This is a genomic window from Chondrinema litorale (assembly GCF_026250525.1).
GTDB classification, from domain to species: domain Bacteria; phylum Bacteroidota; class Bacteroidia; order Cytophagales; family Flammeovirgaceae; genus Chondrinema; species Chondrinema litorale.
Genome location: NZ_CP111045.1, coordinates 322681 through 343908, shown reverse-complemented (window position 1 = coordinate 343908; position 21228 = coordinate 322681). Strand labels below are relative to the sequence as shown.

The 21228-nt window shown below is 37.5% G+C and carries 22 protein-coding genes and 5 pseudogenes; 9 read left to right on the top strand and 18 right to left on the bottom strand.

Annotation, left to right across the window (positions count from 1 at the left end):
• Positions 1-2 precede the first annotated feature (2 nt).
• From OQ292_RS24265 to OQ292_RS24250, 4 genes and pseudogenes are all read left to right on the top strand, one after another.
• Positions 3-641, top strand: a complete 639-nt coding sequence (locus OQ292_RS24265; protein ID WP_284686575.1) for an NAD(P)H-dependent oxidoreductase — start codon at positions 3-5, stop codon at positions 639-641.
• 24 nt (positions 642-665) lie between these two features.
• Complete coding sequence (locus OQ292_RS24260) at positions 666-1535, top strand: DUF2911 domain-containing protein (protein WP_284686574.1); 870 nt, start codon at positions 666-668, stop codon at positions 1533-1535.
• Positions 1536-1672: 137 nt separating this feature from the next.
• A pseudogene (locus tag OQ292_RS24255) lies at positions 1673-2536 on the top strand (DUF3737 family protein).
• On the top strand, positions 2533-3699 hold the full coding sequence (locus OQ292_RS24250) for a MalY/PatB family protein (RefSeq protein ID WP_284686573.1): 1167 nt from the start codon (positions 2533-2535) through the stop codon (positions 3697-3699). Before OQ292_RS24255 ends, OQ292_RS24250 begins: the two are co-directional and overlap by 4 nt.
• A gap of 143 nt (positions 3700-3842) precedes the next feature.
• On the opposite strand, the gene OQ292_RS41180 is transcribed toward OQ292_RS24250, so the two are convergent.
• The 4 genes from OQ292_RS41180 to OQ292_RS24235 form a co-directional block, all read right to left on the bottom strand.
• Positions 3843-3965, bottom strand: coding sequence for a transposase (locus OQ292_RS41180; RefSeq protein ID WP_431733784.1), 123 nt, complete (start codon positions 3963-3965; stop codon positions 3843-3845).
• Positions 3944-4231: a transposase gene (locus OQ292_RS24245; RefSeq protein ID WP_284686572.1), complete on the bottom strand. Its 288-nt coding sequence runs from the start codon at positions 4229-4231 to the stop codon at positions 3944-3946. Before OQ292_RS24245 ends, OQ292_RS41180 begins: the two co-directional genes overlap by 22 nt.
• Before the next feature lie 95 nt (positions 4232-4326).
• Positions 4327-4491 carry a hypothetical protein gene (locus OQ292_RS24240; protein WP_284686571.1) on the bottom strand — a complete coding sequence of 55 codons (165 nt, stop codon included), beginning with the start codon at positions 4489-4491 and terminating at the stop codon, positions 4327-4329.
• Positions 4488-4769 carry a helix-turn-helix domain-containing protein gene (locus OQ292_RS24235; protein WP_284686570.1) on the bottom strand — a complete coding sequence of 94 codons (282 nt, stop codon included), beginning with the start codon at positions 4767-4769 and terminating at the stop codon, positions 4488-4490. The genes OQ292_RS24240 and OQ292_RS24235 overlap by 4 nt, the downstream gene beginning before the upstream one ends.
• Before the next feature lie 228 nt (positions 4770-4997).
• Here OQ292_RS24235 and OQ292_RS24230 point away from each other — a divergent pair.
• Positions 4998-5806, top strand: a pseudogene (locus tag OQ292_RS24230) (IS1595 family transposase).
• 34 nt (positions 5807-5840) lie between these two features.
• Here OQ292_RS24230 and OQ292_RS41035 read toward each other — a convergent pair.
• The 4 genes and pseudogenes from OQ292_RS41035 to OQ292_RS24220 form a co-directional block, all read right to left on the bottom strand.
• Positions 5841-5966 (bottom strand): ATP-binding protein, encoded by a 126-nt coding sequence (locus OQ292_RS41035; protein ID WP_348970654.1) that lies wholly within the window; start codon positions 5964-5966, stop codon positions 5841-5843.
• 151 nt (positions 5967-6117) lie between these two features.
• Positions 6118-6443, bottom strand: a pseudogene (locus OQ292_RS41030) (ATP-binding protein).
• Positions 6444-6475: 32 nt separating this feature from the next.
• Positions 6476-6610, bottom strand: coding sequence for a hypothetical protein (locus tag OQ292_RS41025; protein WP_348970653.1), 135 nt, complete (start codon positions 6608-6610; stop codon positions 6476-6478).
• Positions 6611-6634: 24 nt separating this feature from the next.
• Positions 6635-7219, bottom strand: a complete 585-nt coding sequence (locus tag OQ292_RS24220; RefSeq protein ID WP_284686569.1) for a hypothetical protein — start codon at positions 7217-7219, stop codon at positions 6635-6637.
• Positions 7220-7630: 411 nt separating this feature from the next.
• On the opposite strand from OQ292_RS24220, the gene OQ292_RS24215 reads away from it, so the two are divergent.
• On the top strand, positions 7631-8968 hold the full coding sequence (locus OQ292_RS24215) for a transposase (protein WP_284682082.1): 1338 nt from the start codon (positions 7631-7633) through the stop codon (positions 8966-8968).
• Positions 8969-10212: 1244 nt separating this feature from the next.
• Here the strand turns inward: OQ292_RS24215 and OQ292_RS41175 are convergent.
• The 9 genes and pseudogenes from OQ292_RS41175 to OQ292_RS24175 all read right to left on the bottom strand — a co-directional run.
• Positions 10213-10449 (bottom strand): annotated as a pseudogene (locus OQ292_RS41175) (ISKra4-like element ISAcce1 family transposase); the annotation flags it as partial.
• A 155-nt stretch (positions 10450-10604) separates the two neighbouring features.
• Entirely contained in the window at positions 10605-11333 is a 729-nt protein-coding gene (gene istB, locus OQ292_RS24210) for an IS21-like element helper ATPase IstB (protein WP_284685753.1), read from the bottom strand.
• Between the two features lie 30 nt (positions 11334-11363).
• Positions 11364-12980: an IS21 family transposase gene (istA, locus tag OQ292_RS24205; protein WP_284685752.1), complete on the bottom strand. Its 1617-nt coding sequence runs from the start codon at positions 12978-12980 to the stop codon at positions 11364-11366.
• A gap of 142 nt (positions 12981-13122) precedes the next feature.
• Positions 13123-13314, bottom strand: coding sequence for a hypothetical protein (locus OQ292_RS24200; protein WP_284686568.1), 192 nt, complete (start codon positions 13312-13314; stop codon positions 13123-13125).
• Between the two features lie 49 nt (positions 13315-13363).
• Positions 13364-13858, bottom strand: a complete 495-nt coding sequence (locus OQ292_RS24195) for a hypothetical protein (protein WP_284686567.1) — start codon at positions 13856-13858, stop codon at positions 13364-13366.
• 94 nt (positions 13859-13952) lie between these two features.
• On the bottom strand, positions 13953-14084 hold the full coding sequence (locus OQ292_RS24190; RefSeq protein WP_284686566.1) for a hypothetical protein: 132 nt from the start codon (positions 14082-14084) through the stop codon (positions 13953-13955).
• A gap of 199 nt (positions 14085-14283) precedes the next feature.
• On the bottom strand, positions 14284-15315 hold the full coding sequence (locus tag OQ292_RS24185) for a TraB/GumN family protein (RefSeq protein WP_284686565.1): 1032 nt from the start codon (positions 15313-15315) through the stop codon (positions 14284-14286).
• Between the two features lie 90 nt (positions 15316-15405).
• On the bottom strand, positions 15406-16851 hold the full coding sequence (locus tag OQ292_RS24180) for a DUF4932 domain-containing protein (protein WP_284686564.1): 1446 nt from the start codon (positions 16849-16851) through the stop codon (positions 15406-15408).
• A gap of 176 nt (positions 16852-17027) precedes the next feature.
• Entirely contained in the window at positions 17028-17780 is a 753-nt protein-coding gene (locus OQ292_RS24175; protein WP_284686563.1) for a polysaccharide deacetylase family protein, read from the bottom strand.
• Positions 17781-17846: 66 nt separating this feature from the next.
• On the opposite strand from OQ292_RS24175, the gene OQ292_RS24170 reads away from it, so the two are divergent.
• The gene (locus OQ292_RS24170) at positions 17847-18659 is read left to right on the top strand and encodes an alpha/beta hydrolase family protein (protein ID WP_284686562.1); all 813 of its coding nucleotides are present in this window, start codon (positions 17847-17849) and stop codon (positions 18657-18659) included.
• On the opposite strand, the gene OQ292_RS24165 is transcribed toward OQ292_RS24170, so the two are convergent.
• Complete coding sequence (locus OQ292_RS24165) at positions 18619-20280, bottom strand: IS1182 family transposase (RefSeq protein WP_431733766.1); 1662 nt, start codon at positions 20278-20280, stop codon at positions 18619-18621. The two genes, OQ292_RS24170 and OQ292_RS24165, sit on opposite strands and share 41 nt — an antisense overlap.
• Positions 20281-20387: 107 nt before the next feature.
• Here OQ292_RS24165 and OQ292_RS24160 point away from each other — a divergent pair.
• Positions 20388-21011 (top strand): annotated as a pseudogene (locus OQ292_RS24160) (transposase); the annotation flags it as partial.
• 60 nt (positions 21012-21071) lie between these two features.
• On the top strand, positions 21072-21221 hold the full coding sequence (locus tag OQ292_RS24155) for a hypothetical protein (protein ID WP_284686561.1): 150 nt from the start codon (positions 21072-21074) through the stop codon (positions 21219-21221).
• Positions 21222-21228: the final 7 nt, after the last annotated feature.

Sequence of the window (21228 nt, the reverse complement as noted above, 5' to 3'; positions counted from 1 at the left end):
AAATGGCATTATTAGATGATTTAAACTGGCGTTATGCCACTAAAAAATACGATTCTAACAAAAAAATAAGTGCTGAAAAAGTTACTAAAATCTTAGAGGCAGCTAGACTAGCACCTTCTTCTTACGGTTTGCAACCTGTTAGAGTAGTTTCTATAAGCAATCAGGAGTTGAAAGAAAAAATGGTTCCTGTTGCATGGAACCAACAAATTATAGCAGACTGTTCACACGTGCTTGTTTTTGCAGCTTGGGATCAATACACTTCAGAAAGAGTTAACGATATTTTCGATTATACTACTTCAGAAAGAGATATTCCCAAGGGTACAGCATTTGGTTCACGTTCAGAACAAGTAGCTAATTCGCAGATTGAGATGGAAGCATATGATGCTTTGCAAGATACCAAGCGTCAAGCTTGTATAGCTTTTGGAATGGCCATAGCACAGGCTGCAGAATTAAAAGTAGATACAACACCAATGGGTGGTTTCGATAATGAGGATTTAGATAAATTACTTGGTTTAGATGCAAAGGGTTTAAAGAGTGTGTATTTACTAGCTATGGGATACAGAAATTCTGAAGATGATTGGTTGGTTAATCTTAAGAAAGTAAGAAAACCAATGGAAGAGTTCGTAATTGAAATAAATTAATAATCCTTAGATAAAAATATATTAATGAAAAAACTCCAATTAACGCTAATTACTATCTTTATAAGCACATTGGCACATGCGCAAATCACTATTCCTTCTCCTAGTCCAGAGGGTTCTGTTTATTCAAAAGTAGGTTTAACAGATGTTACAATTGATTATTTTAGACCCAAAGTAAGAGGTAGAAAAATATTTGGAAGTGGTGAGGATGCGCTTTTGCCATATGGTGCTTTATGGAGGACAGGTGCTGGTAATGGTTCAATTCTAACACTTTCGACAGATGCTAAAGTAGCAAATATGCTTGTAGATGCTGGTAAATATTTAATACTTACCATTCCTGAAAAAAACGAATGGACATTTATTTTATATAGCGATCTATTTATTGATGGAGCCAATTTAAGTGGTAACTACAAAGAAGAAAATGTAGTGTTAAAAACTACAGTTAAAGCATCTAAAACCGCGGAAGAAGTTCAATCATTAACATTTCAAATTAGCGATATTAGTGATGATAATACGAGTGCTAATATTGAATTTAATTGGAGTAATGTTTCATTTAAAATACCAATTGAAGTATCGTTTGATGAGGCTGTTTTAAAAGACATTGAAGCTTACACAGTAGTTGAGCCTATTAATTACATTAAAGCAGCCAGATATTATTACACTTATAACAAAGATCTCGATCAAGCTTTAGAATGGGTAAACAAATACTTGGCACTAGAAGGACACGATACACACTTTTGGTATTTGTATTTAAAAGCTCAGATTTTAGCCAAACAAGGCAAAAAACAAGAAGCTATTGAAACTGCTAATAGATCTATCGAACTTGCAAAAAGGAGCTCAAGAGGAGATTTAGGTTATATAAAACGAAATAAAGAGATCATAGAATCTCTCAAATAGTATGTAACAAATTACTCTTCATTTATCAATCTGGGTCAAGATCGATCTCTACTCTGTATACATAAATTACTCAAAATCATTTACTTACTGATTAGACTAAATAGTCATTCAGCTATTAATTTGTCGCTTTAAATATCATGAATACTATAAAAAATAAATTTTATGAGGGTGAACGTCCTCTATATGCTTCTAAAGATTTGCTTTTAGAAAAAGTTAGGTTTTATCCGGGTGAATCAGCATTAAAAGAAAGTAATAACATAATAGCAGATGACTGCTACTTTATGGGAAAATATCCATTTTGGCATAACAGCAATGTTGAAATTAGAAATAGCCTATTTACAGTTTACTCAAGAGCAGCTATTTGGTATTCTAAGAATGTACGCATGTATGATACTTTAGTAGAAGCACCAAAAATGTTCCGCGAAATTGATGGGTTATATGTAGAAAATGTGAAGTTTCCTAATGCTGGAGAAACCTTTTGGAATTGTAGAAATTTAGAGTTAAAAAATGTAGAGGCTCAGGATGCTCCTTACATTTTTATGAACAGTAAAAATATTAAAATTGATGGTTTTAAAATGAAAGGAGATTATTCTTTTCAAGATGCTAAAAATGTAGAAATACGAAATGCCTATTTAGATTCTAAAGATGCCTTCTGGAAAACAGAAAATGTGACAGTATACAATTCAGTAATTGACGGAGAGTATCTTGGTTAGAATTCAAAAAACCTTCGATTAGTAAATTGTAAAATAGGAGGTACGCAACCTTTGTGCTATTGTGAAAACCTAGTTCTTGAAAATTGCGAATTTATGGACGATTGCGATCTAGCATTTGAATACAGTACCGTAAATGCTGAAGTAAATAATCACATTGTTAGTATTAAAAATCCTTTAGACGGACACATCAAAGCTAAAAGTATTGGTGAAATTATCTTGGATGAAAACTATAGAAATCCGGGAGGATGCAAAATTGAAGTTTGTGAACAACTACAGAAAGTATCATGAAATACAACTTTGATGAACCAGTAAAACGACGTAACAGCAATTCTTACAAGTGGGATTCTACCACAAGTGAAGATGTAATACCAATGTGGGTAGCTGATATGGATTTTCGTACAGCGCAACCCATTATAGATGCCTTAGCAGAAAGAGTGCAACATGGTGTTTTTGGTTACACAAAAGTACCTAATGCTTATTTTGATGCGGTAACAAACTGGTTTGAAAGAAGACATAATTTTAAATTTAATGCAGATTGGTTGCTCTTTACAACAGGCGTTGTACCAGCATTATCTGCGGTAATTAAAGCTTTAACTAATCCCGGAGATCAAGTAATTGTTCAAGAGCCAGTCTACAATTGTTTCTTTTCTTCTATCCGTAATAACGATTGTGAGATGGTTTCTAATAACCTCTTGTATCAAAACAATACCTACAGTATTGACTTTGACGATTTAGAAACAAAAGTCCAAAATCCGAAAGCGAAATTAATGTTGCTTTGCAGCCCACATAACCCTGTTGGCAGAGTTTGGACTAAAGAAGAATTAGTGAGAATCGGAGAAATATGCATCCGCAATGGGGTAACTATTGTAGCAGATGAAATACACTGCGACTTAGTATATCTTGGACACGAGCACATACCTTTTGCATCAATTAGCGAAGAGTTTTTATATCACTCTGTTACATGTTCTGCACCAAGTAAAACTTTTAATCTGGCGGGGTTACAGGTGGCAAACATACTTGCTGCTGATAAAAATATGAAAGCAAAAATTGATAAAGCACTTAATATCAATGAAGTCTGTGAAATTAATCCTTTTGCAGTTGAAGGACTCATTGCCGCTTATAATAAAGGAGAAGAATGGCTCGAAGAATTAAAGCAGTATCTACTTGAGAATTATGAATATCTAAGAGACTTCTTCAGCAAATATTTGCCTCAATTTCCAGTATTACCACTAGAAGGTACTTATTTGGTTTGGGTTGATTGTTCCGTATTTCATCAGAAATCTGAGGATATAGCAAACATTTTATTGAAAAAAGAAAACCTATGGATAAATCAAGGTACACTTTATGGAACTGCAGGAGAGGGATTTATTCGTTTTAACATTGCTTGTCCTAGAGAAAGACTATCTAATGGATTAGAGCGATTTAAAAAGTTGGTGGATGAGTTAATTTGAGAGGAGAAAAATAAGTATCTAAGAGAAAGAAATCGAGTATTTAGACCCGTAATTTTGAAGAATTTCAATTATCCTTTGATATAGTGTGTTTTGGGATTGATAATCATTCGGTTCAAGCCAATAATACTTCATCTGTCTCCATTTCATGGCGACCATAATATCTCTATTTTATTCAGTTCAGGGCTATAGGCAGGTATAAATTGTAGGTAAAGTCCTTTTTGGCGCCATTCGACTAACTTTTCTTTTATAATCTTTGCCTTATGCACCGGGGCATTCCATGCCGGGCATTATCTAGTATTACTATCGTTTTTTTATTGATTCTTTCGCTTAAATTAGACAAAACTTCAACTACTATTTTTGATGTACATGCTTCTGGCATTATATAACCATAAAAGCTTTGTCTGTGGATATTAAGTGTTCCCAAAACTGTCCAATTAATTGAGCTGCGTTTAGCAGGCAGCAAAATTTGCTGTCCCATTGGTTGCCAACCATAGGGCACATTTGGATTTAAGTTAAAGCCCGATTCATCCATAAATATCAAATCTATTATTCCTTCTTTTACCTGTTGTTCTAGACAGCTTAATTCTAACTTGAAAAACTCAAAAAGTACTTCATCTCTATCTGGTTTTAAGCTCTTTCGATAGCGCTTCCATACCTGTGAGGCCCACCCAATCTATGTCTTTTGAAAATACCCTTTAATGTTTCTACATGGCAACTTTTACCTGTACTAGTAATCACTTCTTGAAGAAATACTTTTATCCTTTGGATGCCCAAACAGGCTTTTTGGATCATTTTTTTTCTTCTGTTTCTGTATAAATACGTCTTCGACCACTTTTAGGAAGATTAGCCAAGTTGTTCATTCTTCCTAGATCCCATCGGTTAAACCAACGAGATATTGTATCTCGATTTACTTCTAATATATCTACGATTTGCTCCATAGTATAGCCTTTTATACTCAGCAATAACCCTTCTATGCGAACAGATTCTTGTCGGCTCATTGGTTTTTTAAGTTGAGATTTTAATAATTCAACTTCTTCTTCACTTGCTTTGATAAATCGATGTTGTCTCATAATTCAAAGCTATTCATTTTTTAAATACTTTATTTCTTTTTTGTAGTTACTTAAATGGTATACTTTTAAACTGAAACGCTGTGTGTAAATAGCAAATAAAACATCATCAATTTTTCGCAAAGAAAAATCACCAGTTGAGTTTAAAAATTTTAATGATACTCCGTAAAGATACCACAGCGTAAATAGCTTACGAAGCAGCGTCCTTATTTTGTAAATAAAAAGCTTACAATGGATTTGATAAAATTTATTGATTATTATAGATCAGAAGATGCTTGTAGGCACAAGTTCAAGGAAATACGTGACAAACAGGGCATTGTGTGCAAGAAATGCGGTGGCACAGCACACTATTGGTTGAAAGGTAAGCAGATGTACCAGTGCATAGACAATACGTGCAGGTTCCGTACGAGCCTCCGTAGTGGTACGATCATGGAATCCTCCAAGCTGCCTTTCCGTTATTGGTTCATCACCATGTACCTGATGGGCAGTACAAAAAAAGCCTGTTCTGCTTATTATGTTCAACGCCAACTGGGGCATAATCGCTATGAACCGATATGGCAGATGATGCACAAGATAAGGAGCGCCATGGGTACAAGGGACAACTGTTACCTTCTGGGTAGTCATGGTGAGGTGGAGATAGACGAGGGCTTTTTCGAGACCATTGTAGAAGAGGAGGAAAAGTCTGATGAGAGGAAACGGGGGCGTGGCAGTCAGAAACAGACGATGTCCATCGTTTTTGCCCAGACTGAACATGTAGGGACGCCAAGATGCTTACCGATGGTTATCCAACATATCGTGCCTTGCAAGAAGAGTTCAAGGAGATGCGGACAGAGAAGATATCCTCAAAGGAAGCACATATCAAGTTGCCTTGGGTACATACGGCAATAGGTAATGCCAAAAAAGTATTGCAGGGTATCTATCATCATGTAAGACCTGAATATCTACAAAATTATCTGGACGAGTTCTGCTATAAATTGAACAGGACTTATTTTGGTAACAAGATTTTTGATAGGTTATTGGTAGCCTGTACACTAACTTAGCTTGGGGTTAGTTTGCGAAGCATCATTAAAATTTTTAATTCTGGTTTTTAAAGATAGTTTTTCTGTTTTCCATTCTGTAACTTTTGCCTTGTAGTTTAACCACCTCACAACGGTAAAGTAACCTATCTAAAAGTGCTGTAGCCAGGACTTCGTCTTCCAAAGTTTCCGCCCATTGTTTGGGTGATTTATTAGTGGTAATAATTACCGAGGCCTACCCGGCTGGGATTGCTCGTGAAGATGATTGATCAGATTAAAAAAAGCTATGGCTTCATGCTTCTTAATTGGGAAGAGCATGATATCATCAATGGCGATCAGGTGGGCCGGGTGCCGGCCACTTTACAGAGTTGATTGTATTTATTGAGGGCAGCAGAAGTCATTTCTTTTATTTTCAAAACACCCACTAATTCTTCCATGGTGATAAAATAAGATTTATAACCAGCTAATACAGCTTGATGAATCAGCCCAGCAGCCAGGTAGGTTTTGCCGGTACCTGAAGGGCCATCAGAATCAGGTTGTAATTTTGCTCTAACCATAATAGTTCACGTAGTTGTTTGAGCTGGGGTGGAGTAATGCCATTTGAGACATTAAAGTCATAAGCATCCAAACTGTGATTTTTGGGTAACCTAGCCAGTTTCATTCTTCTTTCCAAATCAGTTTTTTGGCGGTGTATTACTCGGGGTGCGTAACCTCTTTTTCCAATACTGATAAGATAAATTCTAGGTAAGAAGGCTTGTCAATTTGAGCTTGGTGGATAAGTTGTTCAGGAGCCTTTTTGATGTGAGTGAGGCGAAGACTCTTGAGCATATTGTCTGATTTTTTCTATTTGTTTCATAATTTGAGAAGCATTTCATAAAAATCGATAGTACTTCTGGCAGGTTCCAGACTTTGATTTGATATTTTTGTTTCTATTTCTGGTAAGCTGATGTTTCTACAGGCTTTCAGCCGAGCTTTTCGTTGAAAATCTTCTTGTTGATAGTAGTCAAGAATTTCTACAAACTGATAGCCATTATATACTTGATGAGCTAGGCAAAGCTTGCAGCCGCATTGGAGGGTTTCCTGTATACTTTGTTGATCAACTTGATCTATAGTTTTCAAGATTACCGTAATATTATCTCGATAATAACGTGCTTTGATTTTTTCTAATTCACCCAGATACTGGACTGCTATTGCAGTATTCCCTAATGCTTCTAATAGCAAAGTATGTTTTTCTTGTAAGCTTTTAGATTTTTCCCTGTGATGATCCGTATTTTGAACAAATACTCCTTTTTCTATAGGTATTTTATGAAAAGCCAATAGATACTGATCAAGACTTAATAACTGGAGGTTATCCCCTTTATCTTCCAGTAATACCTTGCTATTCTTGTCTTGATAAGTACTTAGTGGCAAACTATAAAAATTACCTTTATAGGTCACTGTATTATCTTTTCTGACTTTGTATGTAGGAAGTTCTTGTAGGGGTTTGTTAGGAATACTTCTATAAGGAAGAAGATATTTTTGCTCAATGAGCCACTGTTGATAAGGCCTTTTTCGAGTGCTGCTATGTATTTTTGTATTGCCAGTACGAGCTAACCAAGCAATACAGTCTTGTTGTAAGGTCTTTTGTCCAGTAAATCGGCGTCCCTTTCAGGCGACTTGCAGAAAATTGTACTTCACATACTTAACCACATTTTCTAGGCCTTACCTTTTAAATAAAAGGGATTGAAAATCAAGGTTTTAAATGCATTAATGTATAAAATAAAACCCCGCAATTAGCTAATAAAAGCTTTTTTCGGGGTTTTTGATTTGTTAAATTGTAGTGTCTAATCACAATTAACACTACAATATATGAGAGATCAACAGCTTTTCCAACCACAAGATTACTTAACTCCAAAATGGTATTTATTTAAGAGTAGTAAATTGGGTAATGTTTATGATAGCATCCCTTGGGAACAACTTTCTGCATGTCTGCCTAAGAAAAATAAAGGCCCTGGTGCTCCTAGCTGGTTTTCGCCTCAGGGCATGTTTGGCTTAATGTTTCTAAAAGCCTATTTAAACCTGAGTGATGAAAAGCTCATAGCACGCTTTAATACCGATTGGAGCCTTCAGCTATTTTGCAATAAATTGCTACAGGATCATCAAAAGATTAAGGATAAGGCCATTTTAAGTCGAATCAGGACGTATATGGCGGACCATACTGATTGGCAACAACTTCAAGAGGTACTACTCCAACACTGGAAAACAGACATGCATAATACGCATGTGCTCTTAATGGATGCTACTTGTTATGAGAGTTATATTCGTTTTCCTACCGATGTTAAGCTGCTCTGGGAGAGCTGCCAATGGGTGTTTGAAAAGCAGCTTTACAGATACTGTAAAATATTAGGAGTAAAACGACCTGGCTCCAAATATATAGATCAAAAGCGCATGCAGATGTCTTATGATCGTAGTCGTAAAAAGACATATAAAGCTGGTCGCAAGCGTAAAAAGTCATTGATATATCTACTATCCAAAGGATTGGGGCAACTGCAATGCCTACTTAACGAAAATCCACAAATACAGCTTCACTTACATGAGAGAACATATCTAAAAACTATAAAGAAGATAATCGAGCAACAGCAATTCTTGCAGCAGCATCCAGCTAAAGAATTGAAAAACAGGATTGTATCACTTCCCAAGGCTTATGTTAGGCCGATAGTGCGAGGTAAAGAAGCTAAAAGGGTTGAGTTCGGAATGAAGGCACACCTGCTTCAGGTGGATGGTATCTGCTTTATCGATACCATGGAGTTCCGCGCTTTTAATGAAAGTACCAGACTGAAATTAAGTAGTTTAAAACATAGATCGATATTTGGCTCACTTCATCAACTAGGAGCAGATCGCATTTACGCCACCAACAAAAACAGGAAGTATTTAACAGAAAAGAAGATATTTACCTGCTTTCCAAAGAAAGGTCCTAAAGTAAACAACCCTGCTGAAAGCCAACTCAGAAGTCTCATCTCTAGCCAAAGAGCCACGGTGATGGAGGGAAGTTTTGGCGTGCATAAAACAGCTTATGGCCTCAATAAGATCAAGGTTAAAGGAGAAAAACGAGAAATGATACACGTTTTTTTCGCAGTTATGATGGCCAATGCCGTTAAGATCAGCAAAAGGAAATCAGAACAAGCCCCTCTACTTCAGGCCGCCTAAACCTAAAGCTGAAAAGCCTATGGGATGAGTGTGTCTATACTATCCAAAAGCAATATTTTCCAGTTTTATCAATAGGATTACTCACAGTATTGTACTTTTTAAATAGTCCAAAACAGCAGGTACCAAGATTTGAAACAAAAAAAAGCTGAACTTTATCTATCCAACTCTTATTTTTTATTGGTCTTAATCAATTTTCAAGGAGGCCCTTTCTACTTTCCCTTTCGATTCTGGATCGGATTTTCTACAAAAAACAACTTCAAAACCTTCTTGTTGACAGAAGCCCCTAAAATTATCTGTTAATAAAAAATCGCCCAGGTTATCGTTCTTAATAAAGACTTTATCTTGACGGTTCGCCGTGCGATCATAAATAATTTTGTTAGGAATACCTTGAAAGTATTCAAAGGCTAACTCATGGGCATAAACAGCTGTTTTACTTGTAAATGGGCACTGTTGGCCAATCTGGCCGAGAAATAAACATACTTATAGCGAGAACGTGAAAGAACCATTACGAAAAAACGGTCGCCGTTGCGATAAATCTTAATCCTCCGACCTGAGACTGTCTGCATATTATATTCGCCAAAGTCACATCGCGTCGGCGATCCGATGAGCTTCACTTCCAAAAGCTACTTCCGGTAGTTTCTCATATATTCGCTCCTTTTTTACTTTATACTTTAGGATATCATGTTGCTGCCTAATGGATTTTACAAAGTTATACACTGTTTGCAACCGCGTTTTACTATCCACTTCAGGTAAATCTTGATATGTCTCTCGCTTCGGCGATCCGATTTAGACGATCTTCAACTTGAGCTGCAGAGAGGTATGGAGTAGATTCCAGTAAATTTTTTACATATTTATAATACTGGGATAGTTTTTTGGGCATACGTCTGGGCTGACTAATCCATGTCGAAAAGCTTTGTTCATCCATCTGGAGATACTTTCGAACTGTACCTCTATCAAGCTGAAGTTCTCTACTAATTTGACTTTTATTAAGTTCCGGTGTGGAGCACCCTGTTGTTTTAATTCTTTAATTTTGTACCACATAAAAACTTTTTGGTTTTTATTCATTGCCTTCGTTTTTTGAGTTTCGCAACCTAAAAATGAAGACTTTTTCCTGATTTGCAAAGTGATGATTTACACTTGCCAAAATTTGATGGTACTAAGTTGCTGATTACATATCGCAATCGCAAATTCAGGTTTTTCTTTTATTATTTATATATTGATTGGGTGCACGACAAACTTCCTGATTAAGCGGCAGTTTTTCCAGTTCTTATGATATTGATTACCTTGTCCCAATTTGCACTTTTTTTGGTTACCCTGAGTTGGAGCATAGCTTGTGCCCCTTTCTTGCTCCATCTTTGACCCGATAATTTAAGTCTTTTCTGTATTACATTCCTATGGGCCGATTCGATGGCTCCGCTGCCGATGAACACCCCATTATTCCGTAATGTGCCGTAGTACATCCTATGCAGATTCTTCAGGTAATACTCCTTGAGTCTCAACAACATCGGGAGACTTTCAGGTAGCACCCTGCATATAATTATGATGCTGACCACCGGAATTATCATCTTGACCACCCCTTACTTTTCCCTGTACCTATCCATACTTTTTGATGGCTGTTCCTACAAATGTAACCAAATCATTTTACTTTGACCTTCCTCATGGATTCCCCCTTGAGTTCTATCCTATGGGAAGAATTGAGCAATCTATCTAAAATAGCGTCCGCAATCGTGCTATCCCCTATGACATCATACCAACTTGCCACTGGCAACTGAGAGGCCATAATGGTAGATTTCACTCCATGCCTATCTTCTAGGACCTCCAATAGCATCATCCTTGAGTTGGCATCTAGGGGCTGTAAGCCAAAATCGTCTATGATAAGCAGTTCATGTTTTTCTATCCTGGCCAACTGCTTGAGATAGGTGCCATCTGCCTTGGACATATTGAGTTGGGGGAACATCTTCTGTGCATTGAAATACAGTGCCCTGTGGCCTGACATACAGGCCTGATGCCCCAATGCAGAGGCGATGTAACTTTTACCTGCCCCGGTAGGTCCTGTAATGAGTACATTTTCCTTCCGTTGAACGAAAGTGCAGTCGGCAAGGCGCAACATCAATGTCCTGTCAAGGCCACGTTGTGCAGTGAGGTCGAGTTCCTCCACACTGGCCGGATAACGGAACTTGGCAGACTTTAGATAGCGCCCTATCTTGCGGTTCTCCCTGTCCTCCCATTCGGCCTGTACCAATAGAGCGATCATCTCATCATTGGTCAATGCATCCTGTTTACCGTTTTCCAGTAGTGCTTTGTAGGCATGTTGCATGCCATAAAAGCGCATCTGCGACAATTTTTTCAATACCGTAGTATCCATGTTCATTTATTATTTAGGGTTAAAAAATAGTTATCTGTAATCTTTGCTGCCCCTGATATTATCATGGAAGGGCAGTGTTTGCTGTCCATTGTTTTCCTTGGGCAATTTTTCCAGTCCACTTTTCAGGATACGGTCCACGGTCCTGTAATCATAGGCACCAAAGTCGGCAGCCCGTCTTATGGCTGCAAGGAACCGTTCCCTGCCCACTTTTTTATCAAATGACAGGATGCCCACACAGCTGCGGTAGGCCTGCTCTGGATGGCGTTTCCTTTCCATCACAGCCGTTATAAAATCCTTGACATCGGGGTGGATGCCCGCTGCCCATGAAAGGAACTTTTGTGGGTTCCATTCAGATACAAAGCGATGGGTGGAGGGCATATGCTCCTTGACGGTGGTGTAGACATGGCAACGCATATCCCTACGATGGAAGGCGATACGTTCCCCTTTATAGTAGACCGAGACCTGGGAAGCGGAGTACACCAGTTTGACCTTCTTGGCGATGAAGCGATAGGGTACACTATAGTAATGCTTGTCCTCCAACAGGGATACATGGGCGTTCTTCATCACGGTGCAGTACTTGAAAAGCTTCAACTCATAACGGGATATCGGCAGTGGCCCCAGTTTTTCCTTCTCCTCTTTTTTGAACCTTTCCCTTCGGCTGATGGCCTCTTTTTGGAAGTGCATATCATTGTGCTGTTCCAAGAGCTGTGATATGGCCAAATTGAGTTCCTGTAGGGAATGGAAGGTGTTGTCACGCAATGGGGCATAGATGCGGGAATAGGCAATACGGACGGCGTTCTCCACCAATGCCTTGTCACGTGGGCGGTAACTCCTTGTCGGGAGTACGGCCGTACCATAGTGGTTGGCCATATCGGCAAAGTCAGTATTGAGGTCTGCCTCATATTTACTGGCTTTGTGTACGGCTGCCTTGAGATTATCAGGTACGAGTAACCGTGGTACACCACCGAAATAATGGAGGGCATCCTGTGTGGCACCGATGAAGTCTTCCTTTTTTTGTGAGGGGACCGCTTTGACAAAGGTCAACTGGCTATAGCCAAGTATGGCCACATAGACCTCTACCTCGTGCAGTTCCCCCGTTTCCCTGTCCACCCAGTGTAGCTTCTTCCCCGTGAAGTCGATGAACATCTTGTCACCAGGGGAATGTTCCAGGTGCATGGTGGCATCCTTGCCTGCCTTCCAACTTCGGATGTGGTTGCAGAAATGGGAGTAGCTGTAACCACCGGGGTTTTTCTGCATATATTCCGTCCAGAGCAGCCAGCGGCTCACTCCGGTCCTGGGAAGTTCCTTCTCGATATAGGGTCTCATCGCTTCCAGATTGAGCTTACGCTCTTCTTCATCTGGTGGAGGGGATACCAGTAGGGCCTCCAGTTCAACCTCATCTTTCTCCAGTAGTGTCTTTGTATCATGGCCAGAGCCCTTGATCAGGGCCAGGTATTTTTTTATCGTGTTACGGGAGACACCAAGACCCTTGGATATCGTCTGGATACCCATGCCCTGTTCCCGTAACCTGATGATCTGTTTTAACTTGTTCATGTTCAATATCTTTCCTGCCATATCTTGCGGTAGTTTGGTTGCTACCGCAAACAAAGCACGGAAGGACGGGGATAATGGGGTGGTCAGCATCATAATTATTATCATCTTGACCACCCTGATATTGAGTGGTCAGTTTGATAATTATAGCTTTTTTGACCACCGCTCTCAAAGCGCTAAAGGGGTGGTCAATATCATAATTGCTAGTGGTCTGCTTGATAATTGGGGGTGGTCAAGATCAATAATTATATGCAAGCACCCTATCTGCAATCCAATCAAAATGTCTTGTGAGTGCCTCCACACGGTCAGTGAGCAGATAGTTCTCTACACCGCCTATCCAGTTATCATATTCCACTTTTTCCTTGAAAGCTACTTTGGCAAAGTCATGGGCATATTCCATGGCGTGGCTTGCAGCCGCAAAATAGTCCAATACCTGAACGGCATTTGGATATTTCTCTATTACCCATTTTCATATCCAACTAGCCCCATCGGCGATGAATATAGGGTGTTCCACTTTGGGTATGATACATTGTAACCGTGGTAAAAAGACATCTGCTGTTCCTATGGCCTATCTTCGGTGGGGTATCCTTCTGGGTTTCCTCAACAGGTATTTGGAATACCCTGCCAAGTTTGGTCGCGTGGCGATCCACCTCTTTCCAACCATCTTCTCTGGTGAACAGCATCGAGCCGTCCATCTGGACATAGGTGTAGTTGGGTTTAGAGATTATTTCGAATGTCCCCACGTTTTCTTCATTCCCTGCTTGTACCGCCTGTTCGTCTTCTAATATCTGACCTATCTTCTCGCTGACCCTTTCCACTTGTTTGGCACTTACCTTCACCCCTAAAAGCTTATCAAGGGTTTCACTGGCCTCTGCAAATACGTGGTCACTACCCAAAAAAGTAATCAGTTCCTGTAGGTAACCACTTATCCTGAATCTGTTCGGACAGTTGCCCAGTGGATCTTTTTTGTCCATGACCATCGTACCCATACTGGTCTTTACTTTTTTTTCGTATTCTTCTTATAGTTCCCATTATCGAGACCATCCTGCAAAACCTCCTTGCCCAGTTTCAGCCATGTTTCCACAAAGCTCTTCCAGAGCGGCTCTTTTCATATTCATAGAAGTCCGTTTGACCTTTTTGGGACGCTTTCCATGCCTTGAGTTTATTGGCTATTTTCTGGGTGATGGCATCTTCTTTCATTTGTAAGATTTTTTTGGTTTGTACTATTACAAGATAGCCATTATCCTTGATAAATCAAGAATCAAAAGTCAAGAAGGGAAGTTTGTCCTGCACCCTATTGATTAGCCAATTGATTTGGTCAATAAATCAAATTACGGATTCCAATGAATTGGATATTGAAAAAATTCCTGAAAATGAAGCTGTGTGACTCTAATAATGTCTAATCTCGTTTAGTAGAGCGATTTTGATCTTTCAGTACTAATACCCATTGACTTCTATCATTAAAAAACCTGTATATATTGGACTTTTTATCAAAAGTATCTGGCCGAAAAAGAAAAACGGGACAGTCGCTCAGGTCGTTCAAAGGACTATTTTCTTCTGAATTTGGGTAATACATCTGTATGACCGATATATTGTTTTTGTATTGTTCCATATTGTTGAGCAAGGCCGTGAATCCATTGACGGCATTAAGCATAGTATGCGCAATACCAAATTTCCCTAGATAAGCTTCCTGAGTCGTATCGAGCTCCATAAAATGTTTGACCATATATTTGTCTCTCTGAGATAAGTTAACAAAGTAAGATTCATTATTTAGGATTTTGTCAATTATTCTTTTGTTCTCATCGTTTGGTAAGGACAGCTCACCTATCTTACCCTTCAGGTAATGACTGTATTCTTTGGTGTCCCGTTCTAATCCAATAGTATCCAATCGTTCATAAATAGAATCCCGCAAACTTTCTACTTGCGGGTCGGTATAGTTTGACAATAATTCGTATAATGTTGCTGAAAGCCCTGGTTCCCTCTCAAAGTCAAGTCCATGGACGACCAATTTCTTATCCTTATTCAATTCCAGATTATACTTGTATAGCTTTTTCATGCTGTTATAAAATTCTTTGGAATTACCTAAGCCAGGAGAGGTATGGTCGAGATACCATTCACTGCCTGTTTGGAGGTACCGATTGTAGAGATAGGCTTCGGCGTGCCCAAACTCAATGAGCAAGTGTCTTACACCGAATTCTTTGTTTAAGTGTATGAATAGCTCTGCCTGTATAATTGGATTTGATGCCTTATAATGCATCTCTCCCAGTATGATCAATTTCTTGCTTTTCAGATCCTGATTGAAAAGGTCGTAATTCTCGAATTCAGGCTGATTCAAATCGGCACAGAAAATAGTGTCTTGGGCAAAAGTGGAAAGAAACGATGATGCTCCTAGTATCACCATAACGATAAGAGAAAAAAGCTTTGTAGTCATATTTAGTTTGATACTGATTTAAATTTATAAAATTCATTTTCGTTTAAGAGCTTGAATCGATAATTTCAGATATGATGTCAGACAAAGATTTTATTCATTAATTACTTTAAAATAACTTGCACTTTTTATCAATACTCCTTTTTCACTTATAAGCGGATGTATTGTTCCCCACCAATTGAACTGTAAATAATAGGCATTACGATTATTAGGTAAATTAATTTCAAATTCTACTGTTTTACCGTTTTCTGTCCATTTTAGTTTGTTATCAGTACCATTTAAGTCAATAACTTTTCTTAAGTTTTTTCCATCTGATAAAATCATTGTTATGGTGTCATTTTTTTTAATTGGCTCTGAAAATGAAATAGCAATTTTAGTTTTCTCGGAAAAATTAATGGATGTTGAATCCTTTGGTGATATTATTTTTGGTTTTGACAAGTCTTTTTGTATTTCAGAAGACCATTTAAGCATTTTAGAATATAAGTCATTCAAAGTTTCTCCATTTTTCTTTTTATTATATAAACTCAAAAGCTGTTGAGTGAATAGTTGAGAATATTCAAAACCTCTACTTTCGTTTTGAAAACTCCAATTTAAACCGACTTCATTTGCAATATCAGGGAAATATTTTTTCAAGAAAATATCATAAACCGCCCAAGTCATATATTCGTTAAATACTCCAAATCCATCATTTTCATTGTACCCACTTTCATTATCCCACAAATCGGCGTTGAAATTTTTGTTAACCAATTCTTTATATTGATTTGTAGTTGGATTTACATATCCATGATCCATTTCGGTAAAAAGATTGTGAATTGAAGTGGCGATATCTTTTTCATTTATTGAGATTGTATCTGATAAGACGTAATCCGGAATTGTTATGAAATCTGCCACAGTCATTGAATCGATATCTCTATGGCAATTCATTCTATAGACAAAAGGGGAAAGAACAACATTATATTTTTCATTGTTCGAGTACTGCTCACCAAATTCTTTTATCAAGAATTCTCGCATTTCGTTTAAGTATTGTGTTTTCTTGTACTTGTCAGTTACAGAATTATAATAGTCCTTGTTTTGTGCAAAAAATTTTCTAAAGTTCGACTTTTGGACAAAATCATTTATCAAATCCAAATGATTATCAAAAGGTTGAAATCCTTTATTTGCATAGAAATCAAACTTTCTTTTTAATTGGTTATTTTCATCAAATTCGAATGCGTATGAATCGGTTCTAAAGCTTAAATACTCTTCCCACCTTGTTCTGGAATAGTTCACAGAATCTAATAACGGATGTTCATTTACTGGTTTAAAGTACTCTTGGACTTTATTATAATAATCGAAACCTTGCCTTACTTCCCATTTATCTGTTTTTCCATATTCGGTAAGAGCTAAAATAATATTTGCCAATTCATAGGTCTCAGGGTAATTAACTCTAATTATTTCTTTGGGTTCTTTGCTTTCCTTTTTTGAGTATTTACATGAATAAATAAAAAAGACCAGTGGAAATACATAAATGATAATTCTTAACGATTGCCTAATTTTCATCTTAGAATTTGCAGTTTGTTTAGTATGAGGTCTTATATGTTTATGTAGTTATTTAGAATGTAATACTTACTTATTTGAGTATATTCTTAAATATAAATCCAAATTATTAAAAAGTAGATAGATACAAAGATATTTTATATCCATTTTTTAGTATAAAAAAACATCTTCCAAATACCTTATTCAAGGTTTATGGTCTTTTTTAAATCTTTCATAGCTATCACTTTAAATTGATTTTCTTTCATATACTGCAAAATTTCTTCAAAAAATCCTTCTGAGGTAGTGTATCCTGGATGGGCAATATCTGGTACTCCGTGAATGGTGAATAATAGCACTTGATTTTTGGGTAAATTTTTAAATGCATTCAATGTACGATCTTTTAGTTTTTCAGTAGAGCCCATTGTAAAATTTGGTAGAGCTAAAAGTTTATCTTCTTTTTGTTTATAATAATTGCTTCCTCCTTGGCGGGCGTACAAATACCCCAATTCATTTAGAACAACTTGAGAAAGAGAATCGTACCGATTACCGGGATATGCGAATGAGATAGGTTTAGGAATGCCATATTCCAAACATTTTTTTTCAACATATTCAACCTCTTCTTTCATTCCTTCTCGCGAAAGTTTAGTCATATTTTTATGATGGCCAGTATGATTACCAATTTCGAATCCCATTTTGTGTAATTCTGCTATTTGCTCCCAATTCATATAATACACAGAATCAGCGGGAGTTTTTCTAGGCATTTCACAAACAAAAAAAGTGGCATTGTAGCCATACTTTTGTAGAAGTGGAGCTACTATTGAATAATGACTAATTTCAGCATCATCAAAACAAAGTACTACAATTGGTGAATTATCTTTTTCAATATTTTGTGATGCTACATCGATAGAAACTATACATAAAAGCGAGATCGTTAGAAGAAGTATGTTTTTCATTTAGTTGATAGATTAAGTGCACGCTGTTTCTACGTGTATGATTTTTACACTTTAAATCACAAAATTATGACACAGGAGTATTTTGAAACTGTATGTGAGGATGGCGTAAATTTAAAAGGTACTTTACTTAAACCTGATAACCCAAAAGCAGTTGTTCAATTTAATTGCGGTACAGCTACCAAGAAAGAATTCTATCTTCCATTTCTAACATATTTAGCAGAAAATGACTTTTTATGTTGTTTTTGGAATTATAGAGGAACTTTAGCATCAGATAACCTGAAAGACAGCACCTTTAGGTTTATTGATTATGGTACAAAAGATATGCCTGCCATAAAAGACTATTTGGAAAGTCGTTTTCCTAAGCTACCTTTTATTTTTATAGGACACAGTGCTGGTGGACAGCAAATTGGTTTTATTAAAAATTTAGATAATGTGGAAGGTATTATCAATATAGCAGTTTCTTCTGGATATTACCTCAATATGCCATTTGATTACAGAATAAAAGCATATTTTTTCTTTTACTTTTTCTCACCGTTGAGTGTCCTAATGAATGGTTTTGTAAAAGCCAAACCCTATAAGTTTATGGAAAATCTACCTAAGAAAGTTGTATTCGAATGGAGAGATTGGTTAGAAAAGGAAGATTATTTTTTTGATGAAAAATTTTATGGTAAAACTATTCCTACTGGACATTTCAAAGATTATAAATTTCCTATTCATGTTTATTATTCAATAGATGATACTATTTCCAATGCGAAAAATACCCATGCATACTGGCGATGGCTATTTCGGAGTGACCGGTTCATCATCACATTTGATACTGCTGGCGAAATGAAACCTTCTATGCAACGATTCTGTCAGGATATTCCATCAATTTCCTAAAAGCTGAGATTCTGGTCCTCTCTCTTGGTCTTTCTTCCAGCCAATAATAAATTCTTGAAAAATTCATAGCTGTGGCTATAATTACATTTTGTAAGTTTGCCTTACAAAGACCTATATATCTACTTCTCCTCATTCCAAAGGCTCTTACACCCAAAGATATAGTTGCTTCTACTCCTGCTCTCCTATTATATGTTGTAATATAATCACCTCTACTCTGTCCGATCCTAGCTTTTATCATCGCTTGATACTCCTCTTTTGGCAATAAAGTGAGCGTGCGCCGTTGAGCTTTGGTGCAGAACGCTTTACTTTTACATACTTTACAATCTTTCATAGAGAACTTTACTTTTATCATTTCTTTTTTACGTTTATCATAGGCTATTGTCCAACTTTTACTGGTATGACCCTCAGGACAAATGGCTTCCTGTTTGTCCAAATCGACCTTAAAGTTTTTCAATGCAAATCCTTTTCCTGATCTGGCTTGCCATTTTTGATCGGACCGGGTTGGTCCTAAGAGTTCAACGGCATATTGTTTTTTACTGTTTACCAATAAAGCAGAATCAATATACCCTGTATCTACCAAGTGGGTCTTAGGAAGTCTTTTATCTTTTTTTAGATCATCATGGATGCCATCGGTCATATTACTATCGGCAATGGGACTTTTGGTTGTAACCATATGGGTAATCAAATAAGGAAGATCTTCCTGACATGTCTCTGTAATATGTACTTTATAGCCTATCCAGGATGTGGTATACTTCTTGGCATAGCGGGCATCTTTGTCATAAGGTGAGCTGATGAACTGTAAAGCAGGGGGGATGCCCAATTGCTTGTCCCTATAATTTATTTTGTCTTCCTGAAGATAAAATTGTTGTACCCATACATTGCGGAGGAGTTTAACGGCAGGAAGGTTTCTTAACCAGCCCTCATCGTCTTGTTGATATATAATATCCAAAAGGTCATATCCATCTTTTCCTATCTGTATTGCAAACCCTAGTTGTTTTAATTGACTTTGGGGAAGGCGGGTACTACCTATTCGGGAGCTATACCTTTTGGTCCAATCCGGTATGGCATGTTGCCTCATCCAATCAGGAGCAACTGTGGCCAAACTGTTCAGTGCTGCTCTAATTGTTTCACCTATGCAGACCAATCTATTGGTCGCTCTTATAGCACCTAGCATATGGGTAGAATCCGTCCGGATAGTTCCCCTCTTTTTGATCCATTTACGCTCTTCGCATTTTTTTAGTAATCTGTCCAAGAGTAGAGTTACTGGAGCTCCCTTGATCAATCTACTCCTAAATTCGCATAAAACACTATTATCATAACCTGTTGCAGTGAGTTCCAAGCTCAATAAATATTTCCAATCAATCCGGGACGCCATAGCCTCTACAGCTTGTCGGTCAGATAAACCTTCGATAAATTGCATAACAGTAATCATGGCCAATCTCCAAGGATCTGCTGCTGGCTGACCTTTAGCGGGAAATAAATCTGCAAAAAATTCATTTTCATAGATTATCCCTAGTTCATCTTTGAGGGTTATATAAATATTCCCTTTAGGAAAACTGGCATGGGCAACTTGTTTGGTCAGTATGGGAATTTCAGGGATCTTATTTGGCTTTAACATGATCTTGTATTTAAATATTTATTGTATGATTTCCGAATCTAATAAATATTTGAATAGGACTTATAGCATTTCGCCAGCAGTATCAAAAGTGACGATGAACCGGTCTTCCGGTCAATTTCAGGCTTTTCGATGCGGATGGAGGAGAGTCCAAGCATGAGCGGATGGTACGGGAGGTGACCGGCTGGGGACTCCGTCCGAGATTGGTGACGACCGATAGCCGGTACTCTTCTCTTGGAAACCTTAAGTTCCTAAGGAGCAAGGAACTGGGTTTTATGGTCGGTCTTGCCAAGAATAAGATAGTCAGCCCCAAAAAAGGGGAATCCTTGCAGGTAGGTTATCTTGATATACCCCAACAGGGACTTGACGTACACTTGAAAGGGTTCGGGTTCGTCAAGATGTTTCGGACAGTCTCCTCGAACGGAGACGTGAGGCACTATGCGGTCTATGATTATTCACAGGGACAACAGCAGAATACCGAAATGGAAGTATTCAAGCAACTCAAAAAAATACATTGGCAGGTGGAGACCACTTTTAGACATCTCAAACAGTTCTGCTCAATGGAGAATTTCTTTGTCAGGAAGAAACGTCAGGTCAACAACCACTTCTTCTATGCACTTAGGGGTGTGCAGAGATTGCTCAACTTATATAGGGATGGAGTGATAGAAAGTGTAGGAGCTATCAGAAAAATAATTTACAGAAATGCACTCAGGCTGTTTATCTCTGAGTTTGCGTAACTCCTATGTTATTTGTTAAAATACCCTACTCCTTATCATAAATAAAATATATTTAAAGGTATGAAAATAAAGTACTTGAGAACCTCTAATCAAATATATGAGATAGAAGATAATCTAGAAGAACATTTTTGTGCTAATGAGAGTGGTATTTTAAATAGTGTATTTTCAGACCCAAAATATGGCGGTTTTAAAATTTGTATAACACTGTAATAATATT